We start from the raw sequence: 20,994 nt of genomic DNA on the forward strand, positions 1-20,994 counted from the left end.
TATGCGCTACCTGCCCCTGTTTTTCGATTTACAGCAGCAATCCTGCCTCCTGCTCGGTGCCGGTGAAGTCGCCACCCGCAAACTCGCCCTGTTACGCGAAGCGGGTGCCCGAGTCGAGATTGTCGCGCGGGAACTCAGCCCGGAAATTCAGGCTCAGCTCGATGACGGCACGGTCATCCATCGCGCCGAGACTTTTGCCGAAGCCCAACTCGACGGCAAGGTGCTGGTGATCTGCGCGACCGATGATGCCGCTCTGAATGCCCGCGTCGCTGACGCGGCCAAAGCGCGCCAGATTCCGGTCAATGTGGTCGATGATCCCGCGCAATGCAGCGTCATCGTGCCCGCCATCATCGACCGCGACCCAGTCACCGTGGCCGTATCCAGCGCGGGCACCAGCCCGGTGCTTGCACGCTGGATTCGTTCGCGCATCGAATCCCTGTTGCCGCCAAGCCTCGGTGCCCTGGCGCGCTTCATGGGCAGCAAACGCCCCGCCGTGAAAGCCGCCCTGGCAGAAGTCGGCGCCCGCCGACGCTTCTGGGAACGCTTTTTGGACAGCGCCATCCCGAACCAACTCGCGGCGGGCCAGGTCACGCAGGCGGAAGCCGCCTTTACCGCGCAACTGGCGGGCACCCCCAGCCACCAAGGCCGGGTGGTTCTGATCGGGGCTGGCCCCGGCTCGCCGGATTTACTGACCTTCCGCGCCCTGCAACGCCTGCAGGAAGCCGATGTGATCGTGCATGACCGGCTGGTGCCGGAGGCCATCGTGGCGCTCGCACGGCGTGATGCCGAGCGTATCTATGTCGGCAAATGCCGGGATGCGCACAGCGTACCGCAGGCGGAAATCGGCGCGTTACTCGTGCGTCTGGCACAGGAGGGCAAAATCGTCGCGCGGCTCAAAGGCGGCGATCCGTTCATTTTTGGCCGGGGCGGCGAAGAGGCTCAAGTGCTCGCGAACGCCCAAATTCCGTTTGAAATCGTCCCAGGGATTACCGCTGCGGCCGGTTGCGCCGCATTCGCCGGCATTCCCCTCACGCACCGCGACCACGCCCAATCGGTGCGCTTCATCACCGGCCACACGCAAAATGGCCAGCTTGATCTGGATTGGGCGCACCTCGCCCACGGGCGGGAAACCCTAGTGTTCTACATGGGGCTCGGTGCCACACGCACGATCTGCCAATCCCTGATCGCCCACGGCCTGCCCGCGCACACCCCGGCCGCGCTGGTCGAGCACGGCACCACCGCACGGCAGAGTGTGCGCCTCGGCACGCTGCGAACCCTGCCGGATCTGATCGACGGTGCGGCTTCACCCTCGTTGCTGATCATCGGCGAGGTCGCCGCGCTGCATGCGCAACTCGCCTGGTTTGAAGGAAACCCCGACGCCGCACCGGCATTTCGTGCGGAATCCGAACAGCGACGCGCCTGTGGCCTCGCGGAGGCAGCCTGAACCCCAACTCGCCTGCGGGAGGAGGCGACCGATGCACCACAACCGACCGCCATCACGCATTCATCCTGTCGTTTACATATGAGGAATCCATCATGTCCGAGCAAATGTCCACCGACTATGTCAAACCGAACGAACTCGCCAAAGCCCTGGTCGATGCCGGGGAGTCCAAGGTTCGCCTATCCACCCGCGACACGCTGATCCGCGCCTACATGGCCGGCGCCATCCTCGGGCTGGCGGCCATGTTCGCCATCACCGTGTCCATCAACACCGGCTCGCCGCTCGCCGGTGCCCTGCTGTTCCCGGTCGGCTTCATCCTGCTGTATTTATTGGGGTTTGATTTGTTGACCGGCGTGTTCATGCTGGTGCCGCTGGCTCTGCTCGATAAGCGCCCTGGGGTGACCGTCAGCCAGGTGCTGCGTAACTGGGGGCTGGTGTTCATCGGCAACTTCGCCGGGGCGGTCACGGTCGCCTTCATGATGGCCTTCATTCTCACCTTCGGCTTTACCACCAGCGCGGGCGCCGTCGCGGAAAAAGTGGGACACATCGGTATGGCGCGCACGCTGGGTTATGAATCGCACGGGACGGCGGGCTGGTTCACCATCTTCATGCGCGGCATCCTCTGCAACTGGATGGTCTCGACCGGCGTTGCGGCCGCCATGCTCTCGACCTCCGCCATCGGCAAGATTTTCGCGATGTGGATGCCGATCATGCTGTTCTTCTACATGGGCTTCGAGCACTCAGTGGTCAACATGTTCCTGTTCCCGTTCGCGCTGATCATGGGCGGCAATTTCACCTTTGGCGATTATCTGCTGTGGAACGAGCTGCCGACCGCGCTGGGTAATCTGGTCGGCGGGCTGCTGTTTGTCGGGTTGATGATGTATGTCACCCACTACAAAACTGCGCCCAAGCGGGAACTGTCGCTGTAATCGTCCGAGCGGCAGGGACGCCGCAACATCTGGGGAAACACCATGCAAGACATTAACCCCAACCAGTTTCTTGGCCGCACCATCGCCCTGCCCGAATCCCGGCAGCTCGATGTGCTCGCCGCCCTGTTCGAACGGCGCGGTGCCCGCGTGCGGCGTTGCCCGCTGGTGAGTATCCATGATGCGCCGGATCAAGCGACCGTCGTCGCCTGGATTCGCGCGTTCATTGCCGACGCCGCCTGCCGGGATTTGATCATCCTGACCGGCGAGGGCATTACCCGACTGGTTCAAGCCGCTGAACGCGCCGGGCTCGCCGAGGCGCTGATCGGCAAACTCCAGGCCAGTCGTCTGATCGTGCGCGGGCCAAAACCGGGGCGCGCACTGAAAAACTGGGGCTTGCAACCCAATATTCAGGCCATCGAGCCGACCAGCGCCGGAGTCATCGCTACACTGGCCAGCTTACCGAACCTCGCCGATCGGGTCGGCGTCGTGCTTTATGGCACCGAAGAAAATGCTCCGCTGCAAGCCGCAATTCGCGCACACGGCGCCACACCGGTACCGGTCGCGCCCTACATTTACGCGAGTGAAGCCGAAACCAGCGCGGTCGTGGCGTTGATCGACGAACTCGCCGCCGGCACGATCGATGCCCTCGCCTTCACCAGCCAACCGCAGTATCAGCGGCTGGCAAATGTCGCCAAACTGCACGAACGCAGCGCCGCACTACAACAGGGGCTCGCCCGCACGCGCGTGGCCGCGATTGGGCCGGTGATGGCCGCTTTTCTGCGGGAACAGGGCGTACGGGTGGATGTCATGCCGAGCGACCGGTATTTCATGAAGCCGCTGGTCGATGCGCTCGCAGAATTCTGGAACCAAACCACCCCGAGCGAGATGCCATCATGACGCCCTACCCCGCCACCACCGCGCTCATTCTCGCCGGCGGCGCGGGTCGGCGCATGGGCGGGCAAGACAAAGGCTTGATGCCCTACCGCGAAGGGCGGCTGATCGAGCCGGTCATCCGCACCCTAGAACGCCAAGTCGATGAAGTCTTGATCAACGCCAACCGCCACCTCGACGAATACCGGCAATGGGGACATCGCGTCGTGTCCGATCCCTTCCACCCCCATCAACCCTACGCCGGCCCAGCGGCTGCATTGATGCACGCCAGCCGCCATGCCCGGCACGATTGGCTGCTGCTCGCCCCCTGCGACATGCCTGATTACCAAGCCCACTGGCCCGCCGCGCTGTGGCAAGTCCAGCAGCAAAGCCGCGCCGCCGTGGTCATCGCCCACGATGGCCAGCGCCTGCAACCCACCGTCGCCCTGATTCATCGCCCCTGCCTGCCGCAGCGCCCAGCCGCCGCCAAGGATCGGCTGCTCAGCGTCCTGACCGCCGGCCGCTACAGCGTATGCCTGCTGGGCGACGATGCCTGGGCGTTTGCCAATCTCAACACGCCCGAGCAACTGAGCGAAGCCGTGAGCCCATCATGAACCCCCTGACCGACCCGCGCCCGCCCTACCCCGTCATTGATCCCTGCCACGCCAGCCAGGCCGATCCCACGCTGACCGAGGCACTCGACCGACTCCTGGCCTGCGTCCAGCCCACCCCGGTCGAAACCGTTGCCCTGCGCGCCGCGCGGGATCGCTGTCTGGCCGCGCCCCTCACCGCGCCCACGCCATTCCCGCCGTTTTCCCGCGCCATGATGGACGGCTATGCGCTGCGTGCTGCCGAAGTTCAGCCGGGCGCTCGTTGGATCGTGCAACGCGAACTGATTGCCGGGCAGGCGGCAAACAGCCCGCTCCCGCCCGGTCACGCCGTGCGCATCGCAACCGGCGCGGCGCTGCCGGAAGGCGCGGACACGGTTTTGCGACAAGAATGGGCGCAACGGCAAGGCCACACCCTCCGCGCCAGCCTGCCCCAATTGCCGCCCGGCAAAGATGCCGAAGCCGTGGGCAGCGTCACCGCCCGCGGCGCCCCCCTGCTGCCCGCGCACACCCCACTGACCCCGACACATCTCGCGCAGGCCGCACGCCACGGAATTCACGCGCTGCCGGTCCATCGAACCGCAGCCATCGCGCTGATCCTGATTGGCAACGAACTGATTCCTGCGGGTCAGCCGCTGCCCGCCGGGCACCTGTACGAACACAACGCCATCTGGATCGAATCGAGCCTCGATCAGCGCCATTTGGGTCGCATCATCCATCACGCCCGCGTCGATGACGACCCGACCCGGATCCACCACACCCTGACCACGGCATTGGCAAAACAACCGGATCTGGTCATCCTCGTCGGTGGAACCTCCGTCGGCTCGCACGACTTCACCCGGCGCGTCCTGCAACGCACGGGGCGACTGTTATTTGAAGGCATCCAGACACGCCCCGGCCGCACGGCATTCGCCGCCCAAAGCGCGTCCGGGCATTTGGTGATCGCCCTGCCGGGCAGCCCCAAAGCCGTGCATGCACTCTTCGACGAACTGGTGGTGCCGACCTTATGCGCCCTGCAAGGACAGCGCATCATCACGGCATGACAACGAAACCGCCGCGCGAGAAGGATCTCAGGAAAAAACTGGGAGAAGTACGGGAGATAATCTCCATCAACTCGAAGTACGCAGAATGCGCTGCTTGTCGCGCTGCCAGTCGCGCTCTTTGAGTGAGGCGCGCTTGTCGTGGTCTTTTTTACCTTGCGCGAGCGCGATTTCCAGTTTGGCGCGGCCATTTTTCCAATACATCGCCGTCGGCACCACCGTAAACCCCTTGCGCTCCACCGCGCCGATCAAGTGGTTGAGCTCCCGACGATTCAGCAACAATTTACGAATCCGTGTGTTATCTGGGCGAATGTGGGTGGAAGCTTGCAGCAGCGGGTTAATTTGCCCGCCGATCATGAACGCCTCACCGTTTTTCAACAAAATGTGCGCGTCGGTCAACTGCGCCTTGCCCGCCCGTAAGGATTTGACTTCCCAGCCTTCCAGCACGATGCCCGCCTCATAGCGATCCGTCAGGAAGTAATCAAATTTCGCCTTTTTGTTCAGCGCAATGGTGCTCTCGCCCATCCCTGATTTTGCCTTGCTCATCGCCCACGCCCCCTGATCGAACCGCGCCGTCGTCCGCACACCGGACGCGCAGCCTAGCGCGAGCCCCTGCCCCACGCAAGCAAAGTAAGGCGCAGCATTCAATGCAAAGCGAACAGAACCATGACCCCCATCCCCAGCAGGGTTGCGGGGATCAGCACCCAGGCCACGGTCACACCGAGCGCCCGCCCACCAATCAGCAACGCCAACCCCATCTTGCTGGCCGTGTTCACCCAAACCGTCAACATGATCGCGCGCTCAGCCACCCAGAGGGGCACTTGCCCGGCGGCCTGCATTTGCGCCATCGAAAGCGAGAGGGCATCCACATCCACCAGCCCGGAAACCGCCGCCAGCCCAAAGACCCCGGCACTGCCCACCTGCTGCTGCAAAGCCTGCGCCGCAACCATGATTGCCACCAGCAAGGCGGCAAACTTCAGGGCGGCCTTCAATTCCAGCGGGTTGGCCAGCACCGGCTCGATCGGCGCATCGGGCTGATTTTGCCCACTCCGCCGCCACAGCAGAAAAGCCCCGGCATAGGCCGCCAACATCATCGCCAGCATGGGCAGGAACAGTTCCGCCGCCAACAGCGGATTGACCACCCCCACCTCCAGCCAGACCCGAGGGAACAAGGTCGCCGAGGCCAGCACGATCCCCACGGCCAGCACCGGCACCCAGGCGCGGTGCGACAGCGCCTGGCGTGCGAACAGCACCGTCAAGGCCGTTGACGAGACCAACCCGCCAAACACCGCCGTCAGCAACAATCCGCGCCGCGCGCCCAACACCCGGATGGCGAAGTAGCCGATGAACGACAACCCCGCCAACAGCAGCACCAACCAACCGATCACCCGTGGATTCAACGCCTGCCACGGCCCCATACCCCGATCCGGCAACAGCGGCAACACCACCAGCGCCAGCACCAGCAACTGAAACAGCGCGAACAGTTCCTGCTCGGAGAGCAGCGTCACCCCCCGATGAACCCGCGCTTTGCTGCCGAGCAAGACCATCACCACCACTGCGACCGCGACGGCCACCATCCCCTGCCCCACAATCACCAGCGCGCCCAGCATGAACGCCACCCAGCCCGCCACCTCCGTGGTCATCCCCACGGAAGGATCGCGGCGCTGTGCCGCGCGATAACCGGCCAACAGCAGCCCGACCACCCCCAGCATTCCGGCGGCGAATACCCAGCTTCCCCAGTGCTGTGCGAGCAAGCCGGTCAAAGCGCCCGCCAGCGACAACAAACCGAAGGTGCGAATACCCGCCACCCGCTGCCCATCGGGCGCGGCACGCTCATGCCAACCGCGCTCCAGCCCGAGCAGCAGCCCAATCCCCAAGGCCACGCCCAGCGACTGCAATAAATCCAGCGTTTCCGTCGTCAACATCCTGAAGATCTCCCGCCCACGCCCACGCCCACGCCCACGCCCACGCCCACGCCCACGCCCACGCCCACGCCCACGCCCACGCCCACGCCTAATCTGCGCTCTGCCAGAAAATTCGGCAATAAAAAACCCGCCACCGGGGCGGGTTTCCACTGCGGAAAATTTTCGCCTAATGATGCTCGCCGCCGAGCTTCTCCATGATGGCGAAAATCAGCCCCGAGAACAGAAAGGTCACATGAATCCCCACCAGCCAGGCCAGATGCCGGTCACTGAGCGTATCCACATTCATGAACGCCTTAAGCAGCTCGATCCCGGAAATGGCCACCATCGAGCCGATGAGTTTGATTTTCAGGTCAGAAAACCCGATCGAGCCCATCCAATCCGGCCGATCCGCGTGGCTGTGAAGATCATCCATTTTGGACACAAAGTTCTCGTACCCAGAGAACATGATGATAATCAACAGATTCATCAATAAAGAAATATCTACCAGCGTAAGGACACCCACAATGACCTGCCCTTCGTCCATGCTGGAAAAATGCGCGATCAGGTGAGTGATTTCTTTACCAAACTTGACCAGCAGCACCCCCATCGCGACGACCAGCCCGAGATAAATCGGCGCCATCAGCCACCGGCTGGCGAAAATGAAGTGCTCGAAGCCGCTTTCCACCTGTTTGAATGCGGATCTTGGCGGTTGCGCAGAGGAATTCATCTTGTTTTACTCCACAAAAAATTATTGATGATACTGTGCAGAATCATAGCATCGATTCCCCTAGCCTTTCGGGGTGCCCTTTCTTGAAGAGCGCCGCGATCAGAGCCATAGACTTTTTCCTTCAGGTTATATACGATGCGCGCCTTGCTTTGACCGGCCACGGATCGGCAATCTTCGGGATGTAGCGCAGTCTGGTAGCGCACCTGCATGGGGTGTAGGTGGTCGGAGGTTCAAATCCTCTCATCCCGACCAATTTTTCGATACCGCCCACCGGCGGTTTTTTTTTCGGCATCGATTTACCCGTTTGCATTGGCCTGTTTGCTTGGGATCATCACCGCCTGCCATGACTCAACCCCGCGCGACCGACCTCAGCCTGCACGATGCCGAATGCGCGACGCTGGCGCGTCCCATTGGCAGTGGCTTTCGGTATGCCTGCCTTCCCCTGACTTCGACCCGACTCGGCGCGGTAACAGCCTGGCGGGCACTGGATCTGACGCTCCGGCAAATCACCGAACAGATCGCCGAACCCCAGGTGGCGCGCAGCAAACTCGACTGGTGGCGCGGCGCGCTCGATGAGGCACTCAATCGGCAGCACGCCAGTCATCCCATTCTGCATGCGTTGCGGGCGCACAGTCGCCCAGAACAATTGACCGCGTTGATCGAGCCGATCGAAGCGCGCCTCGGGGCGGCATGGCTTGCGCTCGACTATCAGGGCTTTGCCACGGCGGCGGATCGCAATGCTTATCTTGCGGCCGACGGCGGCGCGCTCTGGCAGGGCTTTGCGATTCTGCTCGATGCACCGGCTGAACAGCATTCGGCATTCCGCGCGCTGGGCGCGGCCAGTCAGCGGCTGGATCAGCTGCAGTATCTCGGCCGCGCGCTCGCCCGGGGGGTGTTTGTCCTGCCGGCCAGCGCCCTCGCGGCACGCGGGTTGGCCGATACCGATTGGCTGCGTCCCGGCGATCAGCCCGCGCTGGATGCCGTACTCACCGCCGAATGGGACGAACTGCTCGCCCAATACCGCCACGCACATGCCGCGCTTGCCCAGCATACCCGGCGTCCGGCGGGGTTTTTCCGCGCCCTGTTGGCGCAGGATCGCGCCCGGCTGCGGCTGCTTGCGCCCCGCATCCTGCGTTTACGCGCCGAACGCCCCGAACTCAGCCCGTTCACACTCTTGACCACCGCCTGGTGGGCCAACAAACGCCCCTTGCCCCGAGAGATTCGGCTATGACCCTTCCCCGTTTTACCGATCGAATCGTCGTCATCAACGGTGCCACCGGCACCATTGGCTCGGCTCTGGCGCATGCGCTGCAACGAGAAGGTGCCCAGCTTGTGCTGTTTGGCCGCAAGGCGGATGTGCTCGATCGGCTGGCCGAAACACTCACCGCCGCGCTTACGCCAGAGGAACAACACCGGATTCCGCTGATTCAGCCGGTCGAATTTTCCGGCGCGGCCATCGAGGATTACCAACGCCTGGCCGAGGCAATCGAACAAACCCTTGGACGGGTGGATATCTTGATTCATGCCATGGGCAGCGGCGGACAATTGGCCCCGCTGGCCGACAGTCTCTTACCGAAATTCCAGGAAACCCTGCATCTGAATCTGATGGCGCCGTTCGCGCTCACCCATGCGCTCTGGCCGCTGCTCACCGCCGCGCGTGCGCGCCACGCCACCCGCCCACAGGTGCTGTTTTTGACTGATCGCGGCACACCGGCCTTTGGCAATGCCTACACCGTGGCACATGCTGCGCTCGCGCAACTCGTTCGACAATGGGCGGCGGAAACCGAGGCCGTCCGTATCAATGGCTTTGACCCCGGGCCGACGCATAGCGCCCTGCGGCAATACCGTTTCCCCGGCGAGACCCAAGCCGAACGCGCCCACGCCGAAGATCTGCTGCCGGCCGCGCTCGATCTCTTGGCCGACGACCGGCGGCACGGCGAAATCGTCCGCCTGCAACCGGATCGGGTGTAACGCAATTCTGCTACAGTGCCCGCATTCCCCTGTCAGTAGGCAATCATCATGTTATCGATCAAGGTTTCCGGCCTGTTTGGCTTGATCATTTTGGCTCTGGACATCTGGGCAATCGTGCGCGTGGTGCAAAGCAATGCAGGCGCGGGCGTCAAGACACTGTGGATTCTCATCATCCTGTTCATGCCGATTTTGGGGCTGATTCTCTGGGCGCTGCTCGGCCCCAAAGGCTAATTGCACTCACAAGGAATAAACATGAACGAACCGACAGAAATCCTGCTGGGTCTCGGCGAGCAGCCGGTGACCGTGTTCTCGAAAATGCTGAACCGGCACGGCTTGATCGCCGGTGCGACGGGCACCGGCAAAACCGTCACCTTGCAAGTCATGGCCGAACAGTTCGCCCGCCTGGGCACGCCGGTCTTCGTCGCCGACATCAAGGGCGACCTCTCCGGCATCGCCGCCGCCGGCAGCAGCCACCCGAAACTCACCGAACGCGCCCAGAAAATGGGGCTCGACCCCTTGCCTTTTGCCGCCAACCCGGTCATTTTCTGGGATGTGTACGGCGAAAAAGGACACCCCTTCCGCCTCACGATCAGCGAAATGGGGCCGATCGTGCTTGCCCGTCTGCTCGGCTTGAATGAACTGCAAGAGCATGTGCTGACGATTGCGTTCCAGATTGCCGATGATCAGGGGCTGTTACTGCTTGATTTCAAGGACTTCGAAGCCCTGTTACGCCACCTCGATGAAGCCGGTGACCAATACACAGCCGACTATGGCCGGATTGCCAGCGCCACCCTGGGTTCGATCGTCCGCGCCGTCACGGCCTTCAAAGCCCAGGGTGCCGAACAACTGTTTGGGGAACCGGCCATCACCCTCGATGACCTGCTGATCCAGTCGGATACCGGCGCCGGCATGATCCATGTGCTCGCCGCAGACCGGCTGTATCGCGAAGGCCCGAAGGTGTACGCCGCGCTGCTGCTCTGGCTGCTCTCGGAACTGTTCGAAAAAATGCCCGAAGTCGGCGACCTGCCCGCCCCCAAATTCGTGCTGTTCTTTGACGAAGCGCACCTATTGTTCAACGACACGCCAAAATCCCTGCTCGACAAAATCGAGCAGGTGGTTCGGCTGGTGCGCTCCAAGGGCGTGGGCGTGTATTTCGTCACGCAAAACCCGCTGGACTTGCCGGAAACCGTGCTCGGACAACTCGGCAACCGCGTGCAGCATGCCCTGCGCGCCTTCACCCCGCGTGACCAGAAAGCCGTGCGTGCGGCGGCACAAACCTTCCGCAGCAATGGCCGGGTCGATGTCGAAACCGTCATTACCGAACTCGGCGTCGGCGAAGCCTTGGTGTCATGTCTGGATGCCAAAGGCATGCCCAAACCGGTGGAACGCACCCTGCTCCGCCCCCCACTCAGCCGCATCGGCCCGCTGACCGACGAGGAACGGGCAGCCATTCTCCAGCGCTCCCGCTATCGCGGCCGGTTTGATGCCGTCATCGACCGCGAATCGGCCTTTGAAGCGCTCAAAGCCCGGCAGGAGCAGGAAGCCGCTGCGGCACAGGCGCAGGCCGTTCTGAACGAGGAAGCACCACCGCCGCGCGCATCCGCCCGCACACGGCAAAGCCCGCTCGAGGCCTTTATCTCCAGCGCCGCACGCAGCATCGGCAGCCAGATTGGCCGACAACTGGTGCGCTCTCTGCTGGGCAGTCTGCGGCGATAGCCGAACCGGGGGACGCACCTCGTCCCCGCACAACCGGCAATCAATGACAGGAATGGCGCAGAAATCGCCCGGGGAACCGGGGGACAATCGGGCAAAATTTCCGCATAATGCAGGCGTTTGTGTCCGGCATCGTACCGACGGACGCGTTGGACGCCCAGCCCTACCTGCTGCCGCGTCGCCCCTTATCTTCGGGCACCCCCGAAGCCGCGGCTGAATCACCCGTTTCAGCGTTAGTTTTTGAGGAGTTACCGCGTGAGCGCATATCAAGATCAGGATCCTGCCGAAACCCGAGAGTGGCTCGACGCCCTGGAATCTGTCGTCGCGGTGGAAGGCGCCGACAAAGCACGCCATCTGATTGGGGCGCTCATCGAAGCGGCCCGGATGCACGGTATCGATACCCCCTATTCCGCGAATACCCCGTACATCAACACCATTCCCGCAGAAAAAGAACCGGCCTACCCCGGCGATCGGCAACTAGAGCAGCGGCTGCGCGCCCTGATTCGCTGGAATGCGATGGCCATGGTGGCGCGCGCCAACAAACACACCTCGGTCGGTGGGCACATCGCCACTTTCCAATCCAGCGCGACGATGTACGAAGTCGGCTTCAACCATTTCTTCAAAGGGCACGATCACCCCGATGGCGCCGATATGGTGTTCTTCCAGGGGCACGCCGCGCCGGGTATGTACGCCCGCGCCTTTCTTGAAGGCCGCATCACCGAAGAACAACTCAAGAATTTCCGCCAGGAAGCGCACCAGCCTGGAGTTTCTTCGTATCCGCATCCCTGGCTGATGCCGAATTTTTGGCAGTTCCCCACGGTATCGATGGGCTTAGGGCCCTTGCAGGCGATCTATCAGGCGCGCTTCATGAAATACATGGACGCGCGGGGTTTGTCGCCGATGAAATCCCGCAAGGTGTGGGCGTTTCTGGGCGACGGCGAGATGGACGAACCCGAATCCACCGGCGCCATTGGTTTGGCCGTGCGCGAGAAACTCGACAACCTCGTCTTCGTCGTCAATGCCAACCTGCAACGCCTGGATGGCCCGGTACGCGGTAACGGCAAGGTGGTGCAGGAACTCGAAGGCACCTTCCGGGGCGCCGGCTGGAATGTCATCAAGGTGCTTTGGGGCCCGGGCTGGGATGAACTGCTGGCCAAAGACAAATCCGGCAAGCTGATGCAGCTGATGATGGAAACCGTCGATGGCGAGTATCAAGCGTACAAGGCCAAGAATGGCGCCTATGTCCGGCAACACTTCTTCGGCAAATACCCGGAAACCGCCGAACTCGTCAAAAACATGACCGATGACGAAATCTTCGGCCTGACCCGGGGCGGCCACAGCCCGCGCAAAATGTTTGCCGCCTACCAAGCGGCCAGCGAGTGCAAGGGAAAACCCACGCTCATCATTGCCAAAACCATCAAAGGCTATGGCATGGGGCCGTTCGGCGAAGGCGCGATGACCGCGCACAACCAGAAGAAACTGGATGTCGATGGACTCAAGTATTTCCGCGACCGCTTCGGCCTGCCGATTTCCGACGAACAGCTCGAAAACGATGTGCCGTTCTATAAGCCGGACGACAGCCACGAGCTGATCAAATACCTGCACACCCGCCGCCAAGCGCTCGGCGGCTACCTGCCGAGCCGCGTTGATCGCGCCAGCGCGCTGGAAGTGCCCGCGCTCTCGGCTTTCGACATGCTGCTGCAGGGCACCGGTGAACGGGAGATGTCCTCCACCATGATCTTTGGCCGAATCCTCGCCATCATCCTGCGTGATAAGGCGCTCGGCAAACGGGTGGTGCCGATCATTCCCGATGAAGCCCGCACCTTCGGCCTGGAAGGCTTGTTCCGCCAGGTGGGCATTTACGATCCGGCCGGGCAGCTCTATGAACCGGTCGATGCCGATCAGGTGTCCTGGTACAAACAGGCCACCAACGGTCAAGTATTGCAGGAAGGCATCAATGAAGCCGGCGCCATGTCCTCTTGGCTGGCTGCAGCCACCGCCTACGCCAACTACGGCGAAGCGATGATTCCGTTCTACATCTACTACTCGATGTTCGGCTTCCAACGCATCGGTGATCTGGTCTGGGCGGGCGGCGACATGCGCGCCCGTGGCTTTATCATCGGCGCCACGGCCGGCCGCACGACCCTCGAAGGCGAAGGCTTGCAGCATCAAGACGGCCATAACCTCGTGTTCTTCGCGACCGTCCCCAACTGCAAAGCCTATGACCCAACCTACGGGTTTGAAATGGCGGTCATCATCCGCCACGGCCTGCAAGAAATGTACGCCGAGAAAAAGGATCTGTTCTATTACATCACCGCGATGAACGAGAACTATCCTCATCTGGCCATGCCGGAAGGTGCAGAGGAAGGCATTCTCAAGGGCTTGTATCTCTTGAAGAAATCCACCGCCAAACACAAGCCCCGCGTGCAACTGCTGGGCTCTGGCACGATTCTGCGCGAAGCCGAACAAGCCGCCCGCTGGCTGGAAGCCGATTGGGGCGTCAGTGCCGATGTCTGGTCTGCCACCAGCTTCGCCGAGCTGGCACGCGATGGCCAGGAATGTACCCGCTTCAACCGGCTGCACCCGACCGAAACCCCGCGCGTGCCTTATGTGACGGCCACCCTGGAAAAAACCGAGGGGCCGATCATCGCCGCCACCGACTATGTCCACCTCTACACGGAGCAGGTGCGCTCCTTCATACCGCGCCGTTATGTCACGCTCGGCACCGACGGCTTTGGCCGTTCGGACACCCGCGCCGCGCTCCGTCGGTTCTTTGAGGTCGATGCCGCACATATCGTCGTGACCGCACTCAAGGCGCTGGCGGACGAAGGCAGCATCCCAGCCAGCAAAGTCAGCCAGGCGATCGAACACTATGGCATCAACCAGGATCTGGCGCTGCCGACCTGCCGCTGACTCTCAGTTGACCCAATCCCTTACCGCCTTGCCCCCACACGACAAGGCGTTTACTGGAGCATGAACCCATGAGCATCAAATCCGTCCCTCTCCCGGATATTGGCAATTTCAAAGACCTGCCCGTCATCGAAGTACTCGTCGCGGCCGGCGATACGGTCGAAGCCGAACAGTCTTTGATTACGCTGGAATCCGACAAGGCGACCATGGAAATTCCGGCGCCGTTTGCCGGCACGATCCAGAAAGTGCTGCTCAAGGTGGGCGACACCGTCAATGTCGGCGATCTCATCGTCGAGATGAGCACCCAAGACAACGAAGCGACTCAAAAACCTGCCGAGTCGGCGCCCGCCCCGGCGGCAGCTCCGACTCCGCCTCCCGTCGTGGACGCCCCCGCGCGTTCGACAACCGCCGAGCCAGCCAGCCCCCCGATTCCGCCCACCCCCCCCTCAACGGCAGCACCGGTCAATGCGCCCACCCTCGGCGCGAGCGCCCACGCCAGCCCGTCCGTGCGGGCTTTTGCCCGGACACTCGGCGTGGATCTCAGCCAAATCGCCGGCAGCGGCCCCAAAGGTCGCATTCAGAAATCCGATGTCACGGCCTTTGTCAAACAGGCACTCACGGCACCCGCCCACAGCGCGCCGGCAACGGGGGGCAGCATTCCGCCCCTGCCGACCATCGACTTCAGCCAGTTCGGTGCCATCGAAACGATCCCGCTGTCGCGCATTCAGAAGCGTTCCGGCAAGCACCTGTCCACCTGCTGGCTGAACATTCCCCATGTCACCCAGTTTGACGAAACCGACATCACCGAATTGGAAGCCTTTCGCCAATCGCTCAAGGCGCGGGCAGACAAAATGGGCGTCAAACTCACGCCCCTGGTCTTCATTCTCAAGGCGGTCGCCCGGGCGCTCGCCGACTTCCCCCGGTTCAATGCCGCCCTGGATGCCAGCGGCGAAAACCTGATTCTCAAGAAATACATCCACATCGGCGTGGCCGTCGATACGCCCAATGGGCTTGTCGTGCCCGTTGTGCAGAATGTCGATCAAAAAGGCATTTTCGCCCTCGCCGCTGATCTCGCCGCACTCAGTGCGCGCGCGCGCGATGGCAAGCTCACGCCGGAAGACATGTCCGGCGGCTGCTTCTCCATCTCCAGCCTGGGCGGCATCGGCGGCACCCAGTTCACGCCGATCGTCAATGGACCGGAAGTCGCCATCCTCGGGGTTTCCCGCTCGAAAATGAGCCCGGTCTGGAATGGTTCGGCCTTCGAACCCCGCCTGATGCTCCCTCTGGCGCTTTCGTATGACCACCGCGTCATCGACGGTGCCGAAGGTGCCCGCTTCATCACCGCCCTGTCGCGCAGCCTCGCGGATCTGCGCGAACTGATTGTGTGAGGAATCTCCCATGGCATTAGAAACACTCACCCTGCCGGATGTCGGCAATTTTGCGGAACTGGAAATCATCGAGGTGCTGATCGCTCCGGGGCAAACGATCGAAGCGGAGGCTTCGATGATCACCCTGGAATCCGATAAGGCCACGATGGAAATCCCGGCACCCAAAGCGGGCACCATCGAGCAGGTCTTGGTCAAGGTCGGCGATAAAATCAGCAAAGGCGACCCCATCGCCACACTGCAAACCGCCTCCCATCAGGCGGCGGCAACCCCCAGCGAATCGTCGCCCGCGCCTGCCGCTGCCAGCAACGCCAGCACCAGCGCCCCGAGTGCGGCGGCCGATCTGTCCTGCGAAGTTCTGGTACTGGGTGCGGGTCCCGGCGGCTATACCGCCGCGTTCCGTGCGGCGGATCTCGGCAAACAAGTCATTCTGATCGAGCGGGAAGACCGCTTGGGCGGTGTATGCCTGAATGTCGGCTGCATCCCGTCCAAAGCCCTGCTGCATGTTTCCAACATCCTCAACGAAACCCGCGAGATGGCCGCGCACGGCGTCACCTTTGCCGAGCCCGAAATCGACCTCGACAAATTGCGCGGTTTCAAAAATGGCGTGATCGACAAACTCACCGGCGGCCTCGCACAACTGGCGAAACAGCGCAAAGTGACCGTTATCCACGGTGAAGGCCGCTTCAGTGGCAGCCATCAGCTCACCGTAACCACGGCGGACGGTAAGACCCAGCGCATCGAATTCAAACATGCCATCATTGCCGCTGGTTCCCGCCCCGTGCAGTTGCCTTTCATCCCGCACGACGACCCGCGCGTGATGGATTCGACCGGCGCGCTCGCACTTCAGGACATCCCGAAGCAGCTGCTGGTGATCGGTGGGGGCATCATCGGGCTGGAAATGGCACAGGTCTATGCCGCCCTCGGCAGCCGAATCACCATCGTCGAACTGGCCGACAACATCATCCCCGGCGCCGACAAAGACCTGACCCGCCCGCTGCTCAAAGATCTCAAGAAACGCTATGACAACATCTTCCTCGGCGCGAAAGTAACGGCGGTGCGCACCGAGGCCGATGGCCTGATCGTCTCGTTCGAAGGCGGCAGCGCCCCTGCGGAGGATCGGTTCGACAAGATTCTCGTCGCGGTCGGCCGCATCCCCAATGGCAGCCGGATTCAGGCCGAAGCGGCGGGGGTTCAGGTCAATGAACGCGGCTTCATCCCGGTCGATGCCCGCATGCAAACCAATGTGCCGCACATTTTTGCGATCGGCGACATCGTCGGCCAGCCCATGCTCGCCCACAAAGCCGTGCATGAAGGCAAAGTCGCCGCCGAAGTCATCTGTGGCCACAAATCCGCCTTCACCCCGATCACGATCCCCAGCGTGGCGTACACCGATCCGGAAATTGCCTGGGCCGGCAAAACCGAAGACCAGCTCAAAGCCGAAGGCATCGCCTATGAAAAAGGCGCGTTCCCCTGGGCGGCCTCTGGGCGCTCATTGAGCCTCGGTCGGGATGAAGGGCTCACCAAAGCCTTGTTCGCCGCAGACAACCACCGGCTGCTTGGCGTCGGCATGGTCGGCCCGAATGCGGGCGAACTCGTCGCTGAGGCCGTATTGGCCTTGGAGATGGGTGCCGATATGAGCGATCTTGCGCTTACCATCCACCCGCATCCCACGCTCTCCGAAACCTTGGGACTCGCCGCAGAAATGGCCGAGGGCACAATTACAGATCTCCTGCCACCGAAAAAACGCTGAGGACTGACTGCGCGCAGCGCCCTCAAATCATCGGGACCACAGGCTGGGTCTCCTACCTGTGACCGTTGAGACGGCTCAATCAACGAGCTTCGTCGTTACCGCATCGGGTCGCCCCACCCCAAACGACAAGCGCAGCTTTGGCAGACCGCTGAAAAGCTCTTTTCAACGGCCTGCTAGTCCGTGTTTCCCGTTGAGTGGTGCCGTCAAATCGGCCGTGTGGCGGGATTTTCCCAGACGGTATCACCTGCGTTTGGATTAGCCCATCGTTGTCATTGATAAATATTATTCATTATAAAAATATAACCAAATGGCTATGCTGCGAGGGAAGAAGGTAAGACGCGCGTCACGGCGCAGACTGTGGGTAGATTGCAAACCATGCTGATCGAATATTCTGTATTCGCCCTGTTGGGCATTTTTTCTGGTCTGGTCGCAGGCTTGCTCGGCATCGGGGGCGGGCTGGTTATCGTCCCCGTGCTGCTCCTGCTGTTTCCCGCCATCGGGCTGGGCGACAACCCCAATCTGGTGCATATCGCGATTGGCACATCGCTGGCCACGATTCTGTTTTCGTCGATGGCATCGATCTATACGCATCACAAGAACAAAGGCGTGCTCTGGGATGTTTTTATCCGTATTGCGCCCGGGATTGTGATCGGCTCCGCACTGGGTTCGACAATCGCCCACTTGCTGCCCGGCGATATTCTGAAGCGGGTTTTCGGCTTGCTGGAAATCTTGATTGCCCTGCAAATGGCGTTTGGCAAAAACCCCGCCCCCAGCCGCACCCTGCCCGGCGCGGCGCCCATGAGCCTGGTGGGGGTCTCGGTTGGCTCGGTCGGCACCATTATGGGCATGGGCGGCGGTGCGCTTACGACGCCTTTTTTCATGTGGTGTAATGTGGCGGCGCGCAACGCCATGGCCACCAGCGCCGCCATCGGCCTGCCCAACGCATTGGCTGGCGCGATTGGCTATATCGTGACCGGCTGGGGCGTGCCCACCCTGCCCGCCTGGTCGATTGGATACATTTATCTACCCGCCTTGATCGGCATTGTCATCCCGAGCCTGATTTTTGCGCCGATCGGCGCGACGCTCACCCATCGTCTGCCGGCCAAAACCCTGAAGCGGATTTTTGCGGTCGTGCTGGTGCTTCTGGGCATCAACATGCTGGTGCACTGAGCAAATGCGCCGCGCCATTTATCCCGGCACCTTTGATCCGGTGACCTACGGTCACCTCGATCTCGCGCGCCGAGCCTGTTTGCTGTTCGATGAAGTGATTGTCGCGGTCGCTGCGGTTTCGGGTAAGTCCCCGCTGTTCGATCTACCCACGCGCACTGAGCTGGCGCGGGTGGCCTTGGCCGATCAGCCGCGGATCCGGGTGTGCGCCTTCGAGGGTTTGCTGGTTGATTTTGCCCGCCAGATGGAGGCTCAGGCCGTGGTGCGCGGTTTGCGTGCCGTGTCAGATTTCGAGTACGAGATTCAGTTGGCTGCGGTCAACCGACGGCTCGCCCCCGAGATCGAAACGGTTTTTTTATCGCCCGCCGAAGAACTGGGCTTTGTCTCGTCGAGCATCGTCCGGGAACTGGCGCGTTTGGACGGCAATGTGGAGAGTTTTGTGCCCCCGCATGTGGCCGCTGCACTCAAAGTCGCAACCCGTGCGCACAAACCGCATCAAACCTGATAAATTGCACGCAATTGAGTTTATTACTAGGCCGTTGAAAAACCCAACGGCCTAGTAAGGCAAGCCATAGATGACTTGCGCCGCGACGAGGCGATCTGAAAAAGGGCAAGGAAACCCTTTTTCGACATCCTGTTAGGGGGTTGATATGTCCTTATTGATTACTGACGAATGCATCAACTGCGATGTCTGTGAGCCGGAATGCCCGAATGGTGCCATTTCTCAAGGGGCGGAGATCTATGAGATTGCGCCGAATCTGTGTACCGAATGCGTGGGACACTACGACACGCCACAGTGCATTGAGGTCTGCCCGGTCGATTGCATCATTCTCGACCCGGACAACAAAGAAACCCAAGAACAACTGATGGAAAAATACCATCAAATCAACGATTAATTCGAGAATGACATCTAAAACCCCGCCATGATCCGCGGGGTTTTTCATGGCCGAACAGCTACGGCCAGAGATGCAGGGCGTAGTGACACCCGCCCGATCGGTTAATGCGGCAACACCCCGGCGCGATCGCGTCGGGCGGCCAGTGCGGCCACCAGATTGCCTAGGGTGCTGAACCACTGCGCATCGATTTCTTCGTCGCTCAACAGCAAATCAAACCGATCCTCCAGCGCGGTGAGCAAGAGCACTACCCCCATCGAATCCAGCTCGGGCAGACTCCCGAATAACGGCGTTGCTGCGGTCAACTCGCGCGCGGGCATGACCAGCCCCAAGGTTTCGATGAGCGTTTCGCGCACGGCGAGGAAGAGCGCATCATCATCCAGCGGCATCATGCCGGGGCTCCCAGTACCGCTTGGCCCCGCAGATAGGGACGCAAGACCTCGGGAATATGGATGCTGCCATCCGCCTGTTGGTGGTTTTCCAACAGCGCAACCAAGGTGCGACCGACTGCCAATCCCGAGCCATTGAGGGTGTGCACGAGTTGCGGCTTCCCATCCGCATCGCGCACCCGCGCCTGTAAGCGGCGTGCCTGAAAGTCACCGCAATTCGAGCAGGAGGAAATTTCGCGGTAGGTATCCTGACCGGGCAACCAAACCTCGAGATCGTAGGTTTTCGCCGCCGCAAACCCCATGTCACCGGTACACAATTGCATCACCCGATAGGGCAGATCCAGTGCCTGCAACACCGCCTCGGCATGCCGGGTCAACAGCTCCAGCGTCGCCATGGAATCTTCGGCGCGGACAATGTGCACCAATTCGACCTTGTCAAACTGATGCTGGCGAATCATGCCGCGCGTATCCCGCCCCGCCGCACCGGCTTCCGCCCGGAAACACGGCGTATGCGCGACATAGCGGCGCGGCAGACGGGAGGATTCCAGCAGCTCGTCCCGCACCAGATTGGTGACCGGCACCTCGGCGGTCGGGATGAGATACCAGCCCTCATCCCCCGCCATACGGAACAGATCATCGGCAAATTTGGGCAGTTGACCGGTGCCGAACAAAGTCTCGCCGTTCACGAGATATGGCACATACACTTCGGTGTAGCCATGCTCGCCGGTATGAAGATCGAGCATGAACTGCGCGAGCGCGCGGTGAAGCCGCGCCACATCGCCTTGCAGCGTCACGAACCGGCTGCCCGTCAGTTTGACGGCGCGCTCGAAATCCATTCCCAACCGCGCACCCAAGGCCACATGATCCTGCACGGGGAAGTCAAAAGACCTCGGCGTGCCCCAGCGGCGCACTTCGACATTGCCTGATTCATCTGTGCCGAAAGGCACCTCATCTGCGGGCAGATTGGGCACGCGCGCCAGCAGGGCATCCAGCGCCTGCTGAATCTCGTGGAGGCGCTGCTTGGCGGATTCCAGCCGCGCGCCCAGATCGCCGATTTCGGCCATTAACGCCGTGGTGTCTTCCCCGGCGGCTTTCATCTGGCCGATGCGTTTGGATCGCGCATTGCGTTCCGCTTGCGCCTGCTCGGTTTGAATCTGCACGGCCTTGCGTTCCGCTTCAAGCGCCTCGAACGAGGCAACATCGAACACGAAACCACGGCGCGCCAGCTTTTCCGCCACCGCCGCCGCATCCGAACGCAATAACTTGATATCAATCATAAAAACGCTCAGCCCAC

General features: G+C 61.9%; 21 protein-coding genes and 1 tRNA gene. 16 read left to right on the top strand and 6 right to left on the bottom strand.

The features are described 5' to 3' along the window. Window position 1: 1 nt before the first annotated feature. The 5 genes from cysG to VOI35_RS06355 all read left to right on the top strand — a co-directional run bounded on the left by cysG (window position 2) and on the right by VOI35_RS06355 (window position 4,891). Complete coding sequence (gene cysG, locus VOI35_RS06335; protein WP_407275227.1) at window positions 2–1,444, top strand: siroheme synthase CysG; 1,443 nt, start codon at window positions 2–4, stop codon at window positions 1,442–1,444. A gap of 92 nt (window positions 1,445–1,536) precedes the next feature. Beyond that, window positions 1,537–2,370, top strand: a complete 834-nt coding sequence (locus VOI35_RS06340) for a formate/nitrite transporter family protein (RefSeq protein ID WP_407275228.1) — start codon at window positions 1,537–1,539, stop codon at window positions 2,368–2,370. A gap of 42 nt (window positions 2,371–2,412) precedes the next feature. Beyond that, window positions 2,413–3,267: a uroporphyrinogen-III synthase gene (locus VOI35_RS06345; protein ID WP_407275229.1), complete on the top strand. Its 855-nt coding sequence runs from the start codon at window positions 2,413–2,415 to the stop codon at window positions 3,265–3,267. Next, window positions 3,264–3,854 (top strand): molybdenum cofactor guanylyltransferase, encoded by a 591-nt coding sequence (locus VOI35_RS06350; RefSeq protein ID WP_407275230.1) that lies wholly within the window; start codon window positions 3,264–3,266, stop codon window positions 3,852–3,854. Before VOI35_RS06345 ends, VOI35_RS06350 begins: the two co-directional genes overlap by 4 nt. After that, entirely contained in the window at window positions 3,851–4,891 is a 1,041-nt protein-coding gene (locus VOI35_RS06355; RefSeq protein ID WP_407275231.1) for a molybdopterin molybdotransferase MoeA, read from the top strand. The genes VOI35_RS06350 and VOI35_RS06355 overlap by 4 nt, the downstream gene beginning before the upstream one ends. A 66-nt stretch (window positions 4,892–4,957) precedes the next feature. Here VOI35_RS06355 and smpB read toward each other — a convergent pair whose 3' ends face one another. From smpB to VOI35_RS06375, 4 genes are all read right to left on the bottom strand, one after another. Next, window positions 4,958–5,434, bottom strand: a complete 477-nt coding sequence (smpB, locus tag VOI35_RS06360) for an SsrA-binding protein SmpB (protein ID WP_407275232.1) — start codon at window positions 5,432–5,434, stop codon at window positions 4,958–4,960. 98 nt (window positions 5,435–5,532) lie between these two features. Then, window positions 5,533–6,813: an MgtC/SapB family protein gene (locus VOI35_RS06365; RefSeq protein ID WP_407275233.1), complete on the bottom strand. Its 1,281-nt coding sequence runs from the start codon at window positions 6,811–6,813 to the stop codon at window positions 5,533–5,535. Then, window positions 6,807–6,947, bottom strand: a complete 141-nt coding sequence (locus tag VOI35_RS06370; RefSeq protein WP_407275234.1) for a hypothetical protein — start codon at window positions 6,945–6,947, stop codon at window positions 6,807–6,809. Before VOI35_RS06370 ends, VOI35_RS06365 begins: the two co-directional genes overlap by 7 nt. 32 nt (window positions 6,948–6,979) lie before the next feature. Next, window positions 6,980–7,519 carry a TIGR00645 family protein gene (locus VOI35_RS06375; RefSeq protein ID WP_407275235.1) on the bottom strand — a complete coding sequence of 180 codons (540 nt, stop codon included), beginning with the start codon at window positions 7,517–7,519 and terminating at the stop codon, window positions 6,980–6,982. Window positions 7,520–7,694: 175 nt separating this feature from the next. On the opposite strand from VOI35_RS06375, the gene VOI35_RS06380 reads away from it, so the two are divergent. The 11 genes from VOI35_RS06380 (at window position 7,695) to VOI35_RS06430 (ending at window position 19,314) form a co-directional block, all read left to right on the top strand. Beyond that, window positions 7,695–7,771 (top strand) — tRNA-Pro (locus VOI35_RS06380). A 91-nt stretch (window positions 7,772–7,862) separates the two neighbouring features. After that, the gene (locus VOI35_RS06385) at window positions 7,863–8,750 is read left to right on the top strand and encodes a squalene/phytoene synthase family protein (protein WP_407275236.1); all 888 of its coding nucleotides are present in this window, start codon (window positions 7,863–7,865) and stop codon (window positions 8,748–8,750) included. Continuing rightward, a complete protein-coding gene (locus VOI35_RS06390; protein WP_407275237.1) occupies window positions 8,747–9,490 on the top strand; it encodes an SDR family NAD(P)-dependent oxidoreductase in 744 nt (247 codons plus the stop codon). Before VOI35_RS06385 ends, VOI35_RS06390 begins: the two co-directional genes overlap by 4 nt. Window positions 9,491–9,538: 48 nt before the next feature. Next, window positions 9,539–9,721, top strand: coding sequence for a PLDc N-terminal domain-containing protein (locus VOI35_RS06395; RefSeq protein WP_407275238.1), 183 nt, complete (start codon window positions 9,539–9,541; stop codon window positions 9,719–9,721). A 21-nt stretch (window positions 9,722–9,742) separates the two neighbouring features. Then, a complete protein-coding gene (locus VOI35_RS06400) occupies window positions 9,743–11,206 on the top strand; it encodes a helicase HerA-like domain-containing protein (RefSeq protein ID WP_407275239.1) in 1,464 nt (487 codons plus the stop codon). A gap of 252 nt (window positions 11,207–11,458) precedes the next feature. Next, on the top strand, window positions 11,459–14,116 hold the full coding sequence (aceE, locus tag VOI35_RS06405) for a pyruvate dehydrogenase (acetyl-transferring), homodimeric type (RefSeq protein ID WP_407275240.1): 2,658 nt from the start codon (window positions 11,459–11,461) through the stop codon (window positions 14,114–14,116). Window positions 14,117–14,184: 68 nt separating this feature from the next. Continuing rightward, window positions 14,185–15,501, top strand: a complete 1,317-nt coding sequence (gene aceF / locus VOI35_RS06410) for a dihydrolipoyllysine-residue acetyltransferase (RefSeq protein WP_407275241.1) — start codon at window positions 14,185–14,187, stop codon at window positions 15,499–15,501. A 10-nt stretch (window positions 15,502–15,511) separates the two neighbouring features. Continuing rightward, window positions 15,512–17,251, top strand: coding sequence for a dihydrolipoyl dehydrogenase (lpdA, locus tag VOI35_RS06415; RefSeq protein WP_407275242.1), 1,740 nt, complete (start codon window positions 15,512–15,514; stop codon window positions 17,249–17,251). 375 nt (window positions 17,252–17,626) lie between these two features. Continuing rightward, on the top strand, window positions 17,627–18,421 hold the full coding sequence (locus tag VOI35_RS06420) for a sulfite exporter TauE/SafE family protein (protein WP_407275243.1): 795 nt from the start codon (window positions 17,627–17,629) through the stop codon (window positions 18,419–18,421). A gap of 4 nt (window positions 18,422–18,425) precedes the next feature. Then, the gene (gene coaD / locus VOI35_RS06425) at window positions 18,426–18,923 is read left to right on the top strand and encodes a pantetheine-phosphate adenylyltransferase (RefSeq protein ID WP_407275244.1); all 498 of its coding nucleotides are present in this window, start codon (window positions 18,426–18,428) and stop codon (window positions 18,921–18,923) included. A 145-nt stretch (window positions 18,924–19,068) separates the two neighbouring features. Next, complete coding sequence (locus tag VOI35_RS06430) at window positions 19,069–19,314, top strand: YfhL family 4Fe-4S dicluster ferredoxin (protein ID WP_407275245.1); 246 nt, start codon at window positions 19,069–19,071, stop codon at window positions 19,312–19,314. 101 nt (window positions 19,315–19,415) lie between these two features. Here VOI35_RS06430 and VOI35_RS06435 read toward each other — a convergent pair whose 3' ends face one another. Further along, on the bottom strand, window positions 19,416–19,703 hold the full coding sequence (locus VOI35_RS06435; RefSeq protein WP_407275246.1) for an acyl carrier protein: 288 nt from the start codon (window positions 19,701–19,703) through the stop codon (window positions 19,416–19,418). Continuing rightward, window positions 19,700–20,977 carry a serine--tRNA ligase gene (gene serS / locus VOI35_RS06440; RefSeq protein ID WP_407275247.1) on the bottom strand — a complete coding sequence of 426 codons (1,278 nt, stop codon included), beginning with the start codon at window positions 20,975–20,977 and terminating at the stop codon, window positions 19,700–19,702. The genes VOI35_RS06435 and serS overlap by 4 nt, the downstream gene beginning before the upstream one ends. Window positions 20,978–20,994 lie beyond the last annotated feature (17 nt).

The sequence above is a fragment of the Halothiobacillus sp. DCM-1 genome (assembly GCF_045689735.1).
In the GTDB taxonomy this organism is placed as follows: Bacteria; Pseudomonadota; Gammaproteobacteria; order Halothiobacillales; family Halothiobacillaceae; genus Halothiobacillus.

Bases quoted from the DNA above. Each gene is read 5' to 3' on its own strand.
- cysG (WP_407275227.1), top strand. From the start codon at position 2: ATGCGCTACCTGCCCCTGTTTTTCGATTTACAGCAGCAATCCTGCCTC.
- VOI35_RS06340 (WP_407275228.1), top strand. From the start codon at position 1,537: ATGTCCGAGCAAATGTCCACCGACTATGTCAAACCGAACGAACTCGCC.
- VOI35_RS06345 (WP_407275229.1), top strand. From the start codon at position 2,413: ATGCAAGACATTAACCCCAACCAGTTTCTTGGCCGCACCATCGCCCTG.
- VOI35_RS06350 (WP_407275230.1), top strand. From the start codon at position 3,264: ATGACGCCCTACCCCGCCACCACCGCGCTCATTCTCGCCGGCGGCGCG.
- VOI35_RS06355 (WP_407275231.1), top strand. From the start codon at position 3,851: ATGAACCCCCTGACCGACCCGCGCCCGCCCTACCCCGTCATTGATCCC.
- smpB (WP_407275232.1), bottom strand. From the start codon at position 5,434: ATGAGCAAGGCAAAATCAGGGATGGGCGAGAGCACCATTGCGCTGAAC.
- VOI35_RS06365 (WP_407275233.1), bottom strand. From the start codon at position 6,813: ATGTTGACGACGGAAACGCTGGATTTATTGCAGTCGCTGGGCGTGGCC.
- VOI35_RS06375 (WP_407275235.1), bottom strand. From the start codon at position 7,519: ATGAATTCCTCTGCGCAACCGCCAAGATCCGCATTCAAACAGGTGGAA.
- VOI35_RS06385 (WP_407275236.1), top strand. From the start codon at position 7,863: ATGACTCAACCCCGCGCGACCGACCTCAGCCTGCACGATGCCGAATGC.
- VOI35_RS06390 (WP_407275237.1), top strand. From the start codon at position 8,747: ATGACCCTTCCCCGTTTTACCGATCGAATCGTCGTCATCAACGGTGCC.
- VOI35_RS06395 (WP_407275238.1), top strand. From the start codon at position 9,539: ATGTTATCGATCAAGGTTTCCGGCCTGTTTGGCTTGATCATTTTGGCT.
- VOI35_RS06400 (WP_407275239.1), top strand. From the start codon at position 9,743: ATGAACGAACCGACAGAAATCCTGCTGGGTCTCGGCGAGCAGCCGGTG.
- aceF (WP_407275241.1), top strand. From the start codon at position 14,185: ATGAGCATCAAATCCGTCCCTCTCCCGGATATTGGCAATTTCAAAGAC.
- lpdA (WP_407275242.1), top strand. From the start codon at position 15,512: ATGGCATTAGAAACACTCACCCTGCCGGATGTCGGCAATTTTGCGGAA.
- VOI35_RS06420 (WP_407275243.1), top strand. From the start codon at position 17,627: ATGCTGATCGAATATTCTGTATTCGCCCTGTTGGGCATTTTTTCTGGT.
- coaD (WP_407275244.1), top strand. From the start codon at position 18,426: ATGCGCCGCGCCATTTATCCCGGCACCTTTGATCCGGTGACCTACGGT.
- VOI35_RS06430 (WP_407275245.1), top strand. From the start codon at position 19,069: ATGTCCTTATTGATTACTGACGAATGCATCAACTGCGATGTCTGTGAG.
- VOI35_RS06435 (WP_407275246.1), bottom strand. From the start codon at position 19,703: ATGATGCCGCTGGATGATGATGCGCTCTTCCTCGCCGTGCGCGAAACG.
- serS (WP_407275247.1), bottom strand. From the start codon at position 20,977: ATGATTGATATCAAGTTATTGCGTTCGGATGCGGCGGCGGTGGCGGAA.